The sequence below is a fragment of the Pseudomonas sp. S49 genome (assembly GCF_009866785.1).
In the GTDB taxonomy this organism is placed as follows: Bacteria; Pseudomonadota; Gammaproteobacteria; order Pseudomonadales; family Pseudomonadaceae; genus Aquipseudomonas.
Genome location: NZ_CP019432.1, coordinates 4,407,975 through 4,424,830, shown reverse-complemented (window position 1 = coordinate 4,424,830; position 16,856 = coordinate 4,407,975). Strand labels below are relative to the sequence as shown.

Here is a 16,856-nt window from a genome sequence, read left to right as displayed (position 1 = left end):
GTCACTGGCTCCCCGCGAGCTGGCTGTGCATCTGCTGGGTGGTCAACGCCTTGGCCGATACCTCCCACCAGGTGTTGAGGCCTTCGTCGTACGCCGGTTGCACGGGCGGCATGCCGAAGCGGTTCTGATACACCGTCGGCGTGCCTTTGGAGTAGTAGTTGGGAATCATGTAGTAACCCCATTGCAGCACCCGGTCGAGGGCGCGGGCGTAATGCACCATGGCTTCGCGGCTGTTGGCCTGGACCAGTCCGTCGATCAGTTGATCGACCGCCGGGTTGGCCAGCACCATCGAGTTGGAACTGCCGACTTGCGTGGCGCTTTGCGAGGCGTACAGGCTGTACAACTCGCGGCCGGGAGAGACGATCGGATCGCCGCTGCGCGGGAAAGCGACGACGATCATGTCGTAGTCGCGGGCGTTGAGGCGGTTGATGTATTGCGCCGAATCGATCCGGCGCAGATTGAGCGTGATGCCGATCTGCGCGAGGGTGCGTTTGAACGGCAGCAACATGCGGTCGAAGCCGCCCTGACCGTCGAGAAAGGTGAACTCCAGCGGCTCGCCCGCAGCGTTGACCAGACGATTGTGTTGCGGCGTCCAGCCAGCTTCGGCGAGCAGCTTCAGCGCTTGCAGTTGTTTGTCGCGGATGTAGCCACTGCCATCGGTTTTCGGTGCCTCATACACCGTGGTGAAAACCTCGTCGGGAACCTGCCCGCGCAGCGGTTCGAGGATCTTCAATTCTTCAGCGTCGGGCAGGGCGGTGGCGGCCATTTCGCTCTTCGGCCAGAAGCTGTTCTGGCGCACGTAGAAGCCGCGCATCATCTGTTTGTTGGTCCACTCGAAATCCCACAGCAGGCTGATCGCCTGACGCACGCGGCGATCCTTGAAGAACGGGTTTTGCAGGTTGAACACGAAGCCCTGAGCGGCAGTGGGTTTGTCCGGGGCGAGGATCGACTGCTGCAAGCGACCGTCACGCAGTGCCGGGCTGTCGTAGCCGACCACGTAACCGGACGAGGAGAACTCGCGGTTGTAGTCGAATGCGCCGGCCTGCAGCAGTTGCCGGGCGACGTCGGTGTCGCCGTAGAAGTTCACCGTGAGTGTGTCGAAGTTGTACATGCCGCGACTGACCGGCAGGTCTTTGCCCCACCAGTCCGGATCGCGTTGAAAACTGATGCTGCGCCCGGCGTCGACCTTGCTCACCCGGTACGGACCGCTGCCCAGCGGTGGCTCGAAACCGCCGCCATTGGCGAAGTCGCGGGTTTTCCACCAATGCTCGGGGACGATGCGCATCGTCGCCAGGTCCAGCGCCAAGGTGCGGTTGAGATTGTTCTTGAAGGTGAAGCGCACCTGCCGCGGGCCTTCGATCAGCACGTCCTGCACATCGGCGTATTGCTGGCGATAACTCAGACTGCCCTTGGTCATCAGCAGGTTGAAGGTGTAGCGCACGTCTTCGGCGGTGATCGGCGTGCCGTCGGCGAAACGTGCTTTTGGATTGAGGGTGAAACGCACCCACAAGCCTTCGGGGTCGCGCTCGATCTGTTGCGCGACCAGTGCGTAAACGGTGTACGGCTCGTCGAGTGAACGGAACGCCAGTGGCGAATACACCCAGTCATTGACCTGCACCACGGAAATGCCCTGATCGGCATACGGACTGATGTAGTTGTACTGGCCGATCTCCATCGACGCGCGACTGAGTGAACCACCCTTGGGCGCCTTCGGGTCGACGAAATCAAAGTGCTGGAAGTTCGCCGGATACTTCGGCGCCTCGCCGTACACCGTCAGCGCATAACTGCCAGCGGCCAGCGCCGAGGTGCCGGTGCACAGCAGCGCACTGCCGAGCAGCAGGCCAGCCATATTGCGCAAAAAACTCATGAAGTCACTCCTGAAAATCCCTGAAAGTCCACGGACCCAATGTGGGAGCGAGCCTGCTCGCGAAGGCGTCTAGTCAGCCGACATCTCTCTTGCTGATCCACCGCTTTCGCGAGCAGGCTCGCTCCCACAGGGGGATGTGTTCTGTTTCCGGTTAGAAGTGGTAAGTCATGCGCGCAAACAACGTGCGGCCCAGCGGGTCGGTGTAGCGCGGGTCATAGCCGCTCTGGAAGTTGTAGGCCTGGTTGGAGAATGGCGGGTTGCGGTCGAACACGTTCTTCATCCCGGCATCGACATCCAGCACCTTGTTGAAGGTGTAGCCGGCCGACAGATCCCACACCGAATACGACGCCACGCGCGCGTGGGTGTCGCGGTCGTAGTCGTTGTAACCCGTGGTGAAGCGGTTGGTCAGCGCCGCCCGCGCCGCGCCGAAGGTCCAGCTGCCGGTGAGGTTGTGCTTCCAGCGGGCGATCACGCCGTCACCCTGAAAGTCGCCGACCTTGTCGGTGAACGGGCCTTTGATGGTGCTCTGGAAGTCGTACTCGTCAACATAGGTGCCTTGCAGGCCCAGACCGAACTGACCGTACGGCGTGTTCGGGAAGCGATAGTCGAGCGACACATCGACACCGTTGGTTTCCACGATGCCGAGGTTGGCGTTGCCGGTGACGATGTAGTTGAGCGTACCGTCGGCGTTGCGCACGAAGCGGTCCGGGTAGGAACCGGCCTGATCAAACACGGTGGATTCCGGGAACGGCTGGATCTGGTTGGAGATGTGAATCCACCAGAAATCCAGACCTACCGAGAGGTTGTTGATCGGCTGATAGACGAAGCCGAGGGTCACGTTGCGCGCCTTCTCCGGGGCCAGATCTTCGTTGCCGCCAATCTGGTTGAGGAACTGCTGACCGCAATCGCGGCCGCCGTTGCCGCCCGTTTGCACCACACCGCCGGTACACAGCACCGGGTCGTTGTAGTAACCCTGGGTGAAGGTGATGCTGCGCGGCGAATACAGCTCATATAGCGATGGCGCACGGAAGCCTTCGCTGTAGGCGCCACGCACCACCAGCTCTTTCAACGGCTGATAACGGAACGAATATTTCGGGTTGGTGGTGCTGCCGAAGTCGCTGTATTTGTCGTGGCGCACGGCGGCGGACAGTTCGAGGCTGTCGAGCACCGGCACGTTGATTTCGGCATAGGCGGCTTTCACGCTGCGGTCGCCTTCGACGCTGCCCGCCGGGTCGATACCGAGGCTCTGAATGTCGCCAGCGAACGACTCGAAATCCTGGTGGAATTTCTCTTTTCGGTATTCACCACCCAGGGCCAGACCGGACGGGCCGGCGCCGAACCAGTCGCCGATTTCGCGGCTGATGCGTCCGTCAAAACCGGCCACACGGCCAACAGCGGTGGAGTAGGCGCCGTGGTACGCCGCGTCGTCGATGTACTGCTGACCGGCCGCAGTTTGCGGGCCGAACGGGTTGAGCAGACCGCTGGCCAGACCGGCGATCATCGCCTGATCGCTGACATAGCCACTGGTGACGCTGGAGACGATTTTGTTCTGGTTGTACGAGGCGCCGACGTTGTAATCCCAGCCGCCAACCAGACCATCGAAACTGAGCAGGAAGCGCTGGCTGGTGTTCTGGTCTTTCGATTCACGCGGGCCGGCCGCGGTTTCACGCCAGTTGACGTCCACCGGTTGCGTCGGGTCGAGGGCGAAATCGGTGGGCGCCGGGGTGATGCCGTTGCCGGGGTAGTAGGGCGACGAAGAATCGAGGCTCAGGCCGGTCAGTGGCGCCGGGCCGATCGCCGTGGCGTTGTTGTTGCGCGACCAGAAGTATTCGAGGTTGACGTTGTGATCGTCGCCAAGCTTGCCGGTGGTTTTGCCGAAGAACGAGGTCTTTTCGGTTTGCGGCACCAGATCGATGTATTCACGGGTGCTGAAGCGGCACAAGCCGTCGCGGGCGATCAGGTTCGGCCCGTTGCAATTGCTGTTGGCCAACGGGTTGGTCGCGTTGCCGTTCTGGCTGTAGTTGCCGGGGAACGCGGTGCCCGAGGTCTGATCGAGACCGCGACCAGGCGCGTAGTCAGTTGCAAAAGAGCGGTCGTTGGCGTCGAGGTTCTGCTGCTTGTTGTAATTGAACACGCCGAGCACGTTGAAGCGGTCTTCCTCCAGGTCGCCGTAGCCCCAACTGGCGCTCATGTCTTTGGTCGCGCCGCCACCGCTGTGGGTCGGGGTTTCGCCGCCGAGGGTCAACTGGCCGTCGGTCAGGGATTTCTTGGTGATGAAGTTGATCACGCCGCCGATGGCGTCGGTGCCGTACAGGGCCGAGGCGCCGTCACGCAGCACTTCGACGCGCTCGATGGCGGCAAACGGGATCATGTTCAGATCCACCGCGCCGCCGGCCGAGTTGGTGCCGGACAAGGCGTTGTTGGCCAGGCGTCGACCGTTGAGCAACACCAGCGTCTTGTTCGCGCCGATGCCGCGCATATCGGCGAACGAGGCGCCGCCAGTGGCCGCGCCGACCGAGCCTGCGCTGTTGTTGATCGACTGGCTGCCAGTGATGCGCTGCACCAGTTCGGCGGTGGTGGTCACGCCCTGTTTGCGCAGCTCATCGGCCTTGAGAATGGTGATCGGCACCGCCGTTTCCGCATCGACCCGGCGAATCGCCGAACCGGTCACTTCCACCCGTTGCAGTTGCGTGGTCGGCGCCACCACCGCCGCAGCTGCCGGGACGGAAGCGTTGTCGTCCTCGGCCGCCTGCACAGTCCCGGCGCCCATCCCCATGGCCACCAGATACAACGGAACAAAACGGTGGCGAGAAATCGTTGCCACCAAGGGTTTGAGCGTGAAGCGTGGAGTGTTCATCAGCATGGTTATTTCCGACTTTTTAGACGTTATCGAATTGGCCTTGTGAGCCCCTCATTGCTCCGCTATCGGTGATACCGCGTGCGGAAAACCACTTTCTTCAAGCAAGCCGATCCCCTCCGAAGACGCGTGGCGTTTTTTCGGTCGGCTGATTGCGACAGGATTCAGCGAGCGGTAGCGGGCGTGTCCCTCAAGGCGCGCCCGCCACCGCACTCAGTGGGTGGTCATCACCGATATTTTGGTAATACCCGAGCGTTCGATAGACGCCATGGCCTTGGCCACCTGGCCGTAATTGACGGCGGAGTCGGCCTGCAGCTGCACGCGGACTTCGGCGTCCTTGGCCTTGACCTCTTTGAGGCTGGCTTCCAGCGATTCCGGCGCCAGCTCGGTCTTGGCCAGATAGAACTTGCCGTCCTGATCGACGCTGACCACCACCGGGTCTTTCTTTTCGGCGGGGGCGACGGCATCGGTTTTCGGCAGGTTGACTTTGATCGCGTTGGTCATCAGCGGCGCGGTGACGATGAACACCACCAGCAGCACGAGCATCACGTCGACCAGTGGCGTGACGTTCATTTCGCTGAGCACTTCATCGCTGTCTTGGGTAGAAAAAGACATCAGCTGGCCTCCCGCACGGCGGCAGTGGTTTTGCTGGCGATGGCCTGACGGCTGATGGAAAACGCGCTGCGCGAGGCGAGGGCGTCGAAGTCGTGGGCGAAGTCATCCATGTCTGCCGAAGCGAGTTTCAGACGACGCAGGAAGAAGTTGTAAATCAGCACCGCCGGCACCGCGACGGCGATACCGACGCCAGTGGCGATCAGCGCGTGACCGATGGGCCCGGCCACTGCTTCAAGGCTGGCGGAGCCGGTTTCGCCGATGCTTTTCAGCGCTTCCATGATGCCCCACACGGTGCCGAACAAACCAATGAACGGCGCGGTGCTGCCGATACTGGCGAGGATCGCCTGGCCGTTTTCCAGCGAGCGGCGTTCCTTCTGGATCTGCTGGCGCAGGTTGCGTTCCAGGCGATCCGAACGGTTGATGGTATGCGCCAATTGCTGCGTGGTGCGCGGCGAATCTTCCACCAGCAGCGCTTCGAAACCGCTGCTGGCGATGCGCGCCAGCGAGCCCGGATACTGGCTGGCGTGTTCGGCGGCGGTGAGCAGATCCGGCGCGCCCCAGAAGGCTTTGGTGAATTGTTTGTTCTGCGCTTTCTGCCGCAGGTACTGCGCCGACTTGACCAGCAGGATCGCCCAGCTGACCACGGAAAACAGCACCAGACCCCAGAGCACGCCGGGGACAATCATCGAAGACAAATCGTTCATGGTGATACCTCGCTTGCGTTATTCGGTTGTGCGTTGATTGAGCATTCGGTTATTGCGGCAATTTGAAATCGATGGTCTGGGTGGCGAAGCCGTCGATCGGCGTGTCACCGCGTTTGGCCGGAATGAATTTCCAGTTCTTCACGGCGGCAACAGCCGCGTCATCCAGTTGCGGTTTGCCGCTGGATTTGGTCACCGTCACTGATCCTGCGCGACCGTTGGCCAGCACTTGAATGCGCAGCACCACGCTGCCTTCCCAGTTGCGCCGCAGGGCTAGCGACGGGTATTCCGGCGGAGGGTTGCCGAGGCTGGCGAGCCCCGAGATCGCTGCCGACTCCTTGACCGGACCCGGTGCAGCGGCAGGTGCCGGCGGTGCGCTCGGGGTGGCCGGGGCAGCGGGTGCAGCGGGTGCAGCGGGTGCAGCGGGTGCAGCGGGTGCGGCCGGGGCCGGTGGAGCTTTCGGCGGCTCGACCTTTTTCACCGGTTTCGGCTTCTCGACCGGTTTCGGTTTTTCGATCGGCTTGGGCTTCTCCACCGGTTTTGGCGGTGGCTTGACCGCGTCCTCGTCTTCCACCGGTTGTTCAGGTTCCGGCGGTGGTGGCGGAGGAGGCGGCGGCGGTTCCGGGGTGGGTGGTGCCGGTGGCGTCGGGCTGGTCAGCTCGACGGTCATTTCCGGAATCTGCGGCGGCGTTGGCAGTGGCTCTGTTTTGGATTGCTGGAGAAACCACCAGGCGCCGCCATGTATCAGCGCCGACACAGCCACCAGCAACACCATCTGCTGTTTATTCAGACCGCCGGGTTGCGACGTGTTGGCTTTAAACGCCAGCCTGCCCGGTGGCGGCGGAACTGGAGCTTCCCGCAACGGCCCCGGCAGGGTTCTGTGCTTTACCGCATCGTTCATTAAAGCTCCCTCGGGTGGATGAAGGGCAATAAGGTGCCGTCCGAACATCCGGGGGATGTTCGAGTGGGTGGGTGCAACTTTCTTCAAGGTGAGCAGAAGCCGATAGTTAGTTGAACTATCCGGTTAACAAGGCTTGTGCAAACTTACGGGCTTAGCGCCATCGACTTTCTACGTTCATTAGCCATTCCCTGGTGTTGTTCTATGTAGGAGCTGCCGAAGGCTGCGATCTTTTGATTCTGCCTTTAAAGATCAAGATCAAAAGATCGTCCGATCGCGGCCCGAGCCTTCGGCAGCTCCTACAATTGATTACTCGAGTTCTGTTTTGCAACGGCTGTGCCAGATATTGCCGAAATGTAGAGCGATTATTTCATCAGTGTTACCCATGTCGCATTTATATAAGTTTTGCCATCGCCGTGGTTTTTCTCTGGCACACGGATTCCCGTTACTCCGGTTAACGGAGCTTTTTCAGAGGCGAGTCAGGCTGTACGCGGTATCCGGCTGATTGGCGGGATAGAGCGGCTGCGTGGCTTGCGGCCTGGGCACTTGCTGGTGCGCGGCGGACCGATTTGGTGCGGGTCAATGTTTTAGCGGGTCACGGGGCATGTTCCTTGTTCTTGTTTAAATGAAATCAATGTCTGCAATGCTTGATAGTTGAAGTCGCTGGAGCGGTTCTGGTGCATTTGCAAAGTCATTGGAAGTTATTGTTCGACAATCCTCTTTTCGCTCGTTTAATACAGAGGCTGGGCAATAATCTTTCGAGTCATATTTAAAAAATAAATAGCACGCGGCTGTCGGCGAATACGTCATCGCCGAATACAGTGCTTGGTGGCTGCGTCAGGTAATAAAGTAAGTGCGTTGGCCGCCGGGACTGTTCAGATGAACTCGGCGTTGTGCACGAAGAAGCAAAGAGAGGGGCGTACGGCAGAGCGTTTGAAGATTCACGCGGTGAACTCCTTGTTGCCAGCTCGGATACGCGAACTTTTGGTTCGGTATCGCACCTTACAAGAACGCGGATAGCGTTCGATGATTGCTCTTGGTGCGGGATGGGCACCGTCAGCGCTGTTTTGCGAGGTTTGAATTCGCAAGTCGCGAGTGCATGGGAAAACCGTGCCAAAACCGATACACAGGCAGAATTTTTCTACATCCACGCTACAGCCATCTACCCTGTGGCAATGGTCTTTTCGGGGGGATTGGATATGTACCAGCTCTATGGGCACAGAAATTCGGGCGCAGCCGCCATCGAAGCGGCGCTGGAGCTGTGCCAGATCGCTTACCGTTTCATTGATATCGAGGCCAGCACCGAAGCAGCCGAGGCGTTGGCCCAGCTCAATCCACTCAAACAGATACCGACCTTGCAACTGCCCGATGGCAGCGCCATCACCGAGAGCGCGGCGATCCTGATTCATCTGGGCCTGACGTTTCCCAAGTCCGGCCTGCTGCCGACCAAGGCGGATGACCGTGATCAGGCGATTCGCGGTCTGGTCTACATCGTCAGCAACTGTTATGCGGCGATCGGCGTCATCGATTATCCGGAGCGCTGGCTGCTGATGCCTGACGAAGCCTCGCGGCAGAATCTGGTGGCCGGAGCGCGTGAGCGATTGCATTGGAGTTGGGAGGTGTTTGCCGACCAGTTTTCTGCCGAGCTGTATCTGGATGACGAAACGCCGGGGGCACTGGATGTGCTGGCGGCAGTGGTGACGCGCTGGGCGGGCAGCCGCGAGCATTTGCGTCAGACGCGACCGGGGTTTTATGCGTGGTTGCAGCGGATTGACCGGCATCCGGTGCTGGCGCCGGTGTTTGCCCGGCATTGGCCGTCCTGACCGAGGTGATTGTTCCCACGCAGAGCGTGGGAACGATCATGAGGAGGACGGGATTTATTCCCCGCGAATGTACTGCTCCAGCTGTTTGATCAGCTCCGCCTGTTCGGCAATCGCTTCCTTGACCAGGTCACCGATCGACAGCAAACCGATCAACTTGCCGTTCTCGACCACCGGCAAGTGGCGCAGGCGTTTGTCCGACATGATGCCCAGGCAGGTGTCGACGGTTTGATGGGTGTCGACGGTGATCACGTTCGCCACCATGATGTCGCGCACCGGCGTGCCTACGGATGAGCGGCCATGCAGCACCAGTTTGCGCGCGTAGTCCCGTTCGCTGATGATGCCGACCACTTTTTCGTCTTCGACCACCAGCAAGGCGCCGACGTTTTTCTCGGCCATCTTCATCAGCGCTTCGAGCACCATGTGATCAGGCTTGATCTGGTGCACTTCCTGATTTTTCTGATCTTTGAGCTTGAGCAGTTGGGCGACGGTCTTCATGGCGGTTACTCAGGTGTTGTCGTTGTTATCCAAGCATCGTAGACGCAAGCGCGCAGGGCAAGGTGGCAAAGCGGCAGATAACACGCAAAAAACGTCATTTGCCGGGTTTTTCCGTGGCGGGTGGCTATTTATCGCCAGAGTCATCCCAGGCAATGCCGCGTAGAATGCCTCTCTGATTCAATTCCTGAGGTTGCAGTGGTGGATTTACCGCAGGGCTTCGTCCTGACCCGGCATTGGCGCGATACCCCGGCCGGCACCGAAGTCGAGTTCTGGCTGGCGACCGACGCCGGGCCGCGCCGTGTGCGCCTGCCGCATCAGCCGTCGGTGGCGTTTATTCCTGCCGAGCAGCGCGAAGCGGCCGAACGCCTGCTGCACGACGAAAAGAATGTAGAACTGCGCCCGCTGGCCCTGCAGGATTTCGAACATCGCCCGGTGCTTGGTCTGTATTGCCAGCAACACGGCCAGTTGATGCGCCTGGAAACCGCGCTCAACCGCAACAGTGTCGACGTCTTCGAAGCCGACGTTCGCCCGCCGGAGCGCTATCTGATGGAGCGCTTTATCACCGCGCCGGTGCGGTTCAGCGGTACGCCCGATGCCGACGGCGTATTGCTCAACGCCCAGCTCAAACCTGACCCCGATTACCGACCGACGCTACGGCTGGTCTCGCTCGACATCGAAACCACCGAAACCGGCGAGTTGTATTCGATCGCCCTCGAAGGCTGCGGCGAGCGTCAGGTGTACATGCTTGGCGCGCCGAATGGCGACGACAGCATCGTCGACTTCGACCTCGAATACTGCGACTCGCGCACGATCATTCTGAAGAAGCTCAACGACTGGTTCGCACGCCACGACCCAGACGCAATCATCGGCTGGAACGTCGTGCAGTTCGATCTACGCATTCTCCACGAACACGCGCGACGCCTCGGTGTGCCGCTGAAAATCGGCCGTGGCGGCGAAGAGATGCAATGGCGCGAACACGGCAGCCGCAATCACTACTTCGCCTCGGCGGCGGGGCGACTGATCATCGATGGTATCGAGTCCCTACGCTCGGCGACCTGGAGTTTCCCCTCGTTCAGTCTGGAAAACGTCGCGCAGACCCTGCTCGGTGAAGGCAAGTCCATCGACAACCCGTACCAGCGCATGGACGAAATCAACCGCATGTTCGCCGAGGACAAACCGGCGCTGGCCAAGTACAACCTCAAGGACTGCGAACTGGTCACGCGGATCTTCGCCAAGACCCAATTGCTGACGTTCTTGCTTGAACGCGCCAGCGTCACCGGATTGCCGGCGGACCGCAGCGGCGGCTCGGTGGCGGCGTTCACGCATTTGTATATGCCATTGATGCATCGACAGGGCTTTGTCGCGCCGAACCTGGGCACCAATCCGCCACAGGCCAGCCCCGGCGGTTTCGTTATGGACTCGCAACCGGGCTTGTACGAGTCGGTGCTGGTCCTTGATTACAAGAGCCTGTACCCGTCGATCATCCGCACCTTTTTGATCGACCCGGTCGGGCTGATCGAAGGTTTGCAGCACCCGGATGACGCCGACTCCGTGCCGGGCTTCCGTGGCGCCCGATTCTCGCGCACCCGCCATTGCCTGCCGTCCATCGTTTCGCGCGTCGCCGAAGGTCGTGAGACCGCCAAGCGCGAACACAACGCACCGCTGTCGCAGGCACTGAAGATCATCATGAACGCCTTCTACGGCGTGCTCGGCTCCAGCGGTTGTCGCTTCTTCGATACGCGGCTGGCCTCATCGATCACCCTGCGTGGCCACGAAATCATGCTGCGCACGCGCAAGCTGATCGAAGAGCAGGGCCACGCGGTGATCTACGGCGACACCGACTCGACCTTCGTCTGGCTGCGTCGCCCGCACGGACAGGAAGAGGCGGCGAACATTGGTCATGCGCTGGTCAAGCACGTCAACGACTGGTGGCGCGCGCATGTGCGTGATGAATACGGACTGGAAAGCGCACTCGAACTGCAATTCGAAATTCACTACAAACGCTTTCTGATGCCGACCATTCGCGGTGCGGAGGAGGGCAGCAAGAAGCGCTACGCCGGCCTCGTCACCCGCACCGACGGCAGCGATGAAATGGTCTACAAAGGCCTGGAGACCGTGCGCACCGACTGGTCGCTGCTGGCCCGGCAATTTCAGCAGGAACTCTACGAGCGGATCTTCCAGCGCAAGCCCTATCAGGATTACGTGCGCGACTATGTGCGTAAAACCCTCGCTGGCGAATTCGACGATCGACTGGTCTACCGCAAACGCCTGCGCCGCACTCTCGACGATTACGAGCGCAACGTGCCGCCGCATGTGCGTGCGGCGCGGCTGGCCGACGATTACAACGCGCAAAACGGGCGACCACGGCAGTATCAGAATGGCGGCTGGATCAGCTACGTCATCACCCTGGCAGGTCCCGAGCCGCTGGAGGTGCGCCGCGCCGCGATCGACTACGACCACTACATCACCCGGCAACTGCAACCGGTGGCGGACGCGATTCTGCCGTTTGTCGACGACGATTTCTCAACCCTGATCGGCGGGCAACTGGGCCTGTTTTGAGTCGAGCAGTTGCAGCGTCCATTCGTCGAGAATGCCGTGGAAGTAGCGTTCCAGCGCCTGATTGAACACGCTGTCTTCAGCGGCAAACTGGGCGAACAGAGTCATTGAGGAATGGAATTTCAGGTCATCGGGATGGCCGAAAATCTCCGCAATCGAACGCTGTTGCACCTTCAGCACTAACTGCGTGCAAGTCCGCAGGCGTGCGCCGAGCAGTTCATGAGCCAGATAAGCCCGGACCTCCTCGGCCGAACCGATGGCGAAGCGCCGGGACATTTCACTGCCGCCCAGACCGGCGAACTGCGGAAAGACAAACCACATCCAGTGGCTGCGCTTGCGGCCCTCATCGAGTTCGCGTTGCACGCGCTCGAATACCGAATCCTGGGCCTGGACAAAACGTTGCAGGTTGAACGGGTCGTACTGATCAGTGCTTCTCATCGCGAAGCCCTCGCCAGCCGCTGGCTCAGACCATGGCCAGCCGCTGCTTGCGTTGTGGCGCTTGAAACACCTGGTCCAGCGCCGCCAGATCCCCGGCCTCCAGTTGCAGTTGCGCGGCGTGTGCATTGAGTTGCACGTGTTCCGGTCGCACAGCCTTGGGAATCGCAATCACCCCATCCTGACGCAGAATCCACGCCAGCGAAACCTGTGCGGGGGTTACGCCATGACGAGCGGCAATGTCTTTCAACACCGGCTCGGCGAGCAGGGCACCGCCCTGGCCAATCGGACAGTAAGCCATCAGCGGCATGCGCTGGTGTTGGCACCACGGCAGCAGATCGAATTCGATGCCGCGCTCTTCGAGGTTGTAGAGCACCTGATTGGTCGCGCAGACGGAACTGGAGAGTTCTTCGAGATCATCGACATCGAAATTCGACACGCCCCAACTGCCGATCTTGCCGTCTTCGCGCAGGCGTTCGAAGGCTTCGACGGTTTCTTCCAGCGGATACTGGCCGCGCCAATGCAACAGATAGAGGTCGATGTAGTCGGTGTCGAGCCGCCGCAGGCTGCGCTCGCAAGCTTGCGGGATGCCCTTGCGGCTGGCGTTGTGCGGGTAGACCTTGCTCACCAGAAACACCTGATCGCGCAGGCCGGCAATGGCTTCGCCTACGACGGATTCGGCGCCGCCCTCGGCGTACATTTCCGCCGTGTCGATCAGGCTCATGCCCAGCTCGATCCCTGTGCGCAGCGCCGCCACTTCACGCTTGTGCGCCGAGCGGTCTTCGCCCATGCGCCAGGTGCCTTGGCCAATCACCGGCACCTGCACGCCGGCCAGTTCGAGGGTACGCATGCAAACCTCCTTGCTGAATGTGTCGATACCTTTTAGTGGGCAGCAGGATAGCTCAGGGGTTCAAAAAGCAAAAAGATCGCAGCGTGCCGCAGCTCCTACAGGAAAACGCTTAACTGTAGGAGCTGCGGCACGCTGCGATCTTTTGATCTTCGTTTTTACTTGGCGGAGAACTTCAACACCACGCTGTGGCTGTAAGTCTGCCCCGGATCAAGCCGAGTACTCGGGAAGTCCGGCTGATTCGGCGAATCCGGATAGTGCTGAGTCTCCAGGGTAAACGCGCCCCAGTGCGGATAGACCTTGCCACCCTTGCCCTTGACCGTACCGTCGAGGAAGTTGCTGGTATAGAACTGCACACCCGGTTCCGTGGTGAACAACTGCAGCACGCGACCGGACTGCGGGTCACTCACCTCAGTCGCTACTTTGCCGATATCGCCCTTGGTATCCAGCGCCCAGTTGAAATCGAACCCACCCTGTTTCGGCTCGGCAAATTTCAGCTGCGGATGATTCGCTTTGATGTGCGTGCCGATTGCGGTTGGCTTGGTGAAGTCCATCGGTGTGCCGGCCACGGGTGCCAGTTCGCCGGTCGGGATCAGTTTGGCGGTGACCGGGGTGTAATAGCTGGCGTGCAGGGTGGCGACCTGTTTGAGAATGTCGCCATTGCCGGCGCCGGCGAGGTTGAAGTAGCTGTGGTTGGTCAGGTTGAGCACGGTCGGTTTGTCGGTGCTGGCCTTGTAGTCGATGCGCAGCTCGTTGTTGTCGGTGAGGCGATAGGTCACCTCAGTGGTGAGGTTGCCGGGGAAGCCCATTTCGCCGTCCGCCGACAGATAGGTCAGGGTCACGCCGACTGAGTCCTTGTCCTTGGTTTCCTGGGCTTTCCAGACTTTTTTGTCGAAGCCCGATGTGCCGCCGTGCAGCGCGTTGGTCTTGTCGTTCTGCGGCACTTGATAGCGCTTGCCGTCGAGTTCGAACGCACCTTCGGCGAGGCGATTGCCGAAGCGGCCGATGGTCGCGCCGAAGTAGGCGGTGCCTTTCTGGTAACCCTGTACATCATCGAAGCCGAGCACGACGTCGTCGAACTTGCCGTGCTTGTCCGCCACTTTCAGCGATTGCAGGGTCGCGCCGTAGGTGATGACGGTGGCCTGCATGCCGTGGCTGTTGCGCAGGATGTATTGCTCGACGGGCGTGCCGTCATTGGTCTTGCCGAAGGCTTTGTGTTCGGCGCTGAGGCCGGCCGCGTTGGCGGAAAGGGTGGCGATCATCAGGGACAGTCCGAGGCCGGAGAGCAGGTGACGGGATTGAAGCATGGTTGACCTTCCTTTTTGTTGTTGTTTTTGAAAGCGGCGTTCTATCGGTATGTTAATCACCGAAAAAACAAAGTAGTCATACTAAATGCTCAGCAAGTGAAAATTTATAGCTGATTAGTCGTTTATTTCAACAATAAAGACAGACTAAATTGCAGGTCGGGGTTGGTCGAAGGACGACCGGGCATTCGGCGCACTGCACTTTTTCGCAATCGGCGGCTCTATCCATGGCCAGGATGCGGTGACTCCCGCCGCACAGGAATGTGCCTGTTCGAGATTTCATGCCGAGAGTTTTTGCCCCGATCGCTGCTTTTTTCCGCCGCCCGTGCCTGTTGCTGGCCTGTCTGTCGTCGCTGCTGTTCAGCGGTTGCAGTCACCAGGACGGCAACGGTTTCTTCAACCAGATGCGTGAGGGGAAGCCGCAGGAGTTCTTGCAGACCAGCGTCGACCGCATGGCCACACTGGCGATGCGCGACAACCTCAGCAGCCTCTATCGCTTGCAGGGCAAGCTGTACTTGCGCAACCCGGACGAGCTGCGCAAGTCAGGCTTTCTCAATATCCATGCGGCCGTGAAACAGGTACGCCAGGCCATTGAGCAGCAACAACCGCTGCCGGTGCTGGGCGGGCGCAAGGATCTGGCAGCGCTGAGCTATGCGATGAGCCCTGAGTTTCTCGGTGACCGCGTCGGCGCGTTCATCTATGCGATCGGCAGCATGCTGGTCACCGCCCACGGCAATCGCACCGAGTTCTACATGACGGACGCGATCAACCCGACATTCGTTCACAACGCTGCACGCAATATCGAAAAAGCCACGTGGATTTTGTCCCAGCGACAGAACAAGGAAGGTCAGCCGCTGCTGTTTTCCAATGAGATCTCGGAGGAGGGCACCAACCTGAGCTTCGCCACCGAGTTCAGCAAGATCGTTGCGCGCCTGGATCTGCTCACGCAGATGCTTGACGAGCGTTACCGGCGGATCGGCCTTAACTACGCGCAGAGTTTGCTGTTCCTGAATTTCTTGCCGGTGCAGTGAGTGCACAGCACCAATGTGGGAGCGAGCCTGCTCGCGAAAGCGGTGGATCAATCAACACTTCAGTGGCTGAAAGACCGCATTCGCGAGCAGGCTCGCTCCCACATTGATCGAATAGTGAAGGTTGTTTTTGTATACAATCCGTCACCGCTATTGATCAAAATGGAGCCGCACCCGTCATGACCGACCCCGCCAGCGCCGATTTCAGCCGCGTCGACCGCACCGCCCGTGCGGACAAACTGCCCTATGCCGCGTTGCTGGCGTTCGCCATGACCGGCTTCATCGCCATCCTCACCGAAACCCTGCCCGCCGGGCTGCTGCCGCAAATCGGCGCCGGGCTCAACGTCAGTGAAGTGCTTGCCGGGCAACTGGTAACGCTGTATGCGCTCGGTTCGATTGTCGCGGCGATTCCGCTGACCGTCGCCACGCGGGGCTGGCCTCGGCGCCGGGTTTTATTGATGACGGTCGGCGGGTTTCTGCTGTTCAACACTGTCACCACCTTCTCCAGCCATTACGGCCTGACCCTGGCTTCGCGTTTTCTCGCCGGGATGGCGGCGGGATTGTCGTGGGGGATCATGGCCGGTTATGCGCGCGGCATCGTGCCGGTGCATCAACAGGGGCGGGCGCTGGCGATTGCCATGCTCGGCACGCCGGTGGCGTTGTCGTTGGGCACGCCGGCGGGGACGTGGCTGGGCAATCTGATCGGCTGGCGCGCGTCGTTCGGGATCATGTCGGCACTGGCGCTGGTGTTGGCGGCGTGGATTGTCATTGCGGTGCCGGATCGTCCGGGGCAAACCAGCGAGGAGCGTCTGCCGCTGCTCGAATCGCTGCGTCTGCCCGGCGTGCGGCCGGTGCTGTTCGTGGTGCTGACGTGGATGCTCGGGCACAACATTCTTTACACCTACATTGCACCGTTTCTGATGCAGGCCGGGCTGGCTGACCGGGTCGATCTGGTGCTGCTGGTGTTTGGTCTGTGTTCGCTGGTGGGGATCTGGATTATTGGCATGCTGGTGGATCGCTGGCTGCGCTGGCTGACGCTGATCAGCCTCGCGGTGTTTGCGCTGACGGCATTGGCTCTGGCGTTGGCAGCGCCGTCGCCTCTGATCATTTACGCCTGCATGGCGGTGTGGGGATTGTCGTTTGGCGGCTCGGCCACGTTGCTGCTGACCTCGGCGGCGGACTCGGCCGGTGATCACGTCGACGTGGTGCAGGCGATGCTCACCACTTCGTGGAACGTGGCGATCGCCGGTGGCGGCTTGTTCGGCGGCTTGCTGCTGGATCGGGCAGGGGCGATGTCGTTTCCGTGGGCGCTGCTGATTCTGTCGCTGATCGCGCTGGCCACGGTGTGGATCAACAAAACCCACAGCTTCAAACCGGGACGGCGGGTGCACTGATCCATCAGCCACCCCATAACACCTGTGGGAGCGAGC

At 60.6% G+C, this 16,856-nt stretch carries 13 protein-coding genes; 4 read left to right on the top strand and 9 right to left on the bottom strand.

All coding sequences use genetic code 11. The features are described 5' to 3' along the window. Position 1: 1 nt before the first annotated feature. The 5 genes from PspS49_RS19435 to PspS49_RS19415 all read right to left on the bottom strand — a co-directional run bounded on the left by PspS49_RS19435 (position 2) and on the right by PspS49_RS19415 (position 6,941). The gene (locus PspS49_RS19435) at positions 2 to 1,867 is read right to left on the bottom strand and encodes an extracellular solute-binding protein (protein ID WP_160041081.1); all 1,866 of its coding nucleotides are present in this window, start codon (positions 1,865 to 1,867) and stop codon (positions 2 to 4) included. Between the two features lie 151 nt (positions 1,868 to 2,018). Continuing rightward, the gene (locus PspS49_RS19430; protein WP_174245070.1) at positions 2,019 to 4,730 is read right to left on the bottom strand and encodes a TonB-dependent receptor; all 2,712 of its coding nucleotides are present in this window, start codon (positions 4,728 to 4,730) and stop codon (positions 2,019 to 2,021) included. A 207-nt stretch (positions 4,731 to 4,937) separates the two neighbouring features. Continuing rightward, on the bottom strand, positions 4,938 to 5,339 hold the full coding sequence (locus PspS49_RS19425; RefSeq protein ID WP_007918272.1) for a biopolymer transporter ExbD: 402 nt from the start codon (positions 5,337 to 5,339) through the stop codon (positions 4,938 to 4,940). Next, positions 5,339 to 6,043, bottom strand: coding sequence for a MotA/TolQ/ExbB proton channel family protein (locus PspS49_RS19420; protein ID WP_007918273.1), 705 nt, complete (start codon positions 6,041 to 6,043; stop codon positions 5,339 to 5,341). The genes PspS49_RS19425 and PspS49_RS19420 overlap by 1 nt, the downstream gene beginning before the upstream one ends. A 49-nt stretch (positions 6,044 to 6,092) precedes the next feature. Beyond that, positions 6,093 to 6,941 (bottom strand): energy transducer TonB, encoded by an 849-nt coding sequence (locus PspS49_RS19415; protein WP_160041079.1) that lies wholly within the window; start codon positions 6,939 to 6,941, stop codon positions 6,093 to 6,095. A gap of 1,196 nt (positions 6,942 to 8,137) precedes the next feature. Here PspS49_RS19415 and PspS49_RS19410 point away from each other — a divergent pair. After that, positions 8,138 to 8,761: a glutathione S-transferase gene (locus tag PspS49_RS19410; protein ID WP_064117678.1), complete on the top strand. Its 624-nt coding sequence runs from the start codon at positions 8,138 to 8,140 to the stop codon at positions 8,759 to 8,761. A 54-nt stretch (positions 8,762 to 8,815) separates the two neighbouring features. Here PspS49_RS19410 and PspS49_RS19405 read toward each other — a convergent pair whose 3' ends face one another. Beyond that, positions 8,816 to 9,256: a CBS domain-containing protein gene (locus PspS49_RS19405; RefSeq protein WP_007918278.1), complete on the bottom strand. Its 441-nt coding sequence runs from the start codon at positions 9,254 to 9,256 to the stop codon at positions 8,816 to 8,818. 198 nt (positions 9,257 to 9,454) lie between these two features. Here PspS49_RS19405 and PspS49_RS19400 point away from each other — a divergent pair, with 198 nt between their 5' ends. Continuing rightward, complete coding sequence (locus PspS49_RS19400; RefSeq protein ID WP_174245069.1) at positions 9,455 to 11,815, top strand: DNA polymerase II; 2,361 nt, start codon at positions 9,455 to 9,457, stop codon at positions 11,813 to 11,815. On the opposite strand, the gene PspS49_RS19395 is transcribed toward PspS49_RS19400, so the two are convergent. The 3 genes from PspS49_RS19395 to PspS49_RS19385 form a co-directional block, all read right to left on the bottom strand. Continuing rightward, complete coding sequence (locus PspS49_RS19395) at positions 11,780 to 12,250, bottom strand: DUF1810 domain-containing protein (protein WP_160041075.1); 471 nt, start codon at positions 12,248 to 12,250, stop codon at positions 11,780 to 11,782. The two genes, PspS49_RS19400 and PspS49_RS19395, sit on opposite strands and share 36 nt — an antisense overlap. A 25-nt stretch (positions 12,251 to 12,275) precedes the next feature. After that, the gene (locus tag PspS49_RS19390) at positions 12,276 to 13,097 is read right to left on the bottom strand and encodes an aldo/keto reductase (RefSeq protein ID WP_160041073.1); all 822 of its coding nucleotides are present in this window, start codon (positions 13,095 to 13,097) and stop codon (positions 12,276 to 12,278) included. 155 nt (positions 13,098 to 13,252) lie between these two features. After that, complete coding sequence (locus PspS49_RS19385; RefSeq protein ID WP_160041071.1) at positions 13,253 to 14,401, bottom strand: aldose epimerase family protein; 1,149 nt, start codon at positions 14,399 to 14,401, stop codon at positions 13,253 to 13,255. A gap of 278 nt (positions 14,402 to 14,679) precedes the next feature. Here PspS49_RS19385 and PspS49_RS19380 point away from each other — a divergent pair, with 278 nt between their 5' ends. After that, entirely contained in the window at positions 14,680 to 15,429 is a 750-nt protein-coding gene (locus PspS49_RS19380; protein ID WP_160041069.1) for a hypothetical protein, read from the top strand. Between the two features lie 176 nt (positions 15,430 to 15,605). Continuing rightward, positions 15,606 to 16,820 (top strand): MFS transporter, encoded by a 1,215-nt coding sequence (locus PspS49_RS19375; RefSeq protein WP_160041067.1) that lies wholly within the window; start codon positions 15,606 to 15,608, stop codon positions 16,818 to 16,820. Positions 16,821 to 16,856 lie beyond the last annotated feature (36 nt).